Here is a 228-nt window from a genome sequence, read left to right as displayed (position 1 = left end):
GATCGTCGCCGTCATCTTCAGGTTGCGCGTGCGCAATCGTCCGCTGTTTACAGGCGCGCTGTTCGGCCGCTCGGGAGCATGATCGATGCGGCTCTATGAAAAGTACTTCGCGCGACAGATCTACGTCACCTTCGTCTTCATCCTGTTCGCGTTCTCGGGCCTGTTCTTCTTCTACGACCTGATCAGCGAACTGAACTCGGTCGGGCACGGCAACTACAAGTTCGGCTA

The 228-nt window shown here is 57.0% G+C and carries 1 pseudogene; it reads left to right on the top strand.

Features of this window, described 5'->3' with window-relative positions:
- Window positions 1-85: 85 nt before the first annotated feature.
- Window positions 86-228: pseudogene (locus tag KVT39_RS37740) on the top strand (LPS export ABC transporter permease LptG); the annotation flags it as partial.

The sequence above is a fragment of the Burkholderia sp. GbtcB21 genome (genome assembly GCF_019091065.1).
In the GTDB taxonomy this organism is placed as follows: domain Bacteria; phylum Pseudomonadota; class Gammaproteobacteria; order Burkholderiales; family Burkholderiaceae; genus Burkholderia; species Burkholderia pyrrocinia_C.
Note: the sequence above shows the minus strand (reverse complement) of the source record. Positions and strands in the feature narration are given on the sequence as shown.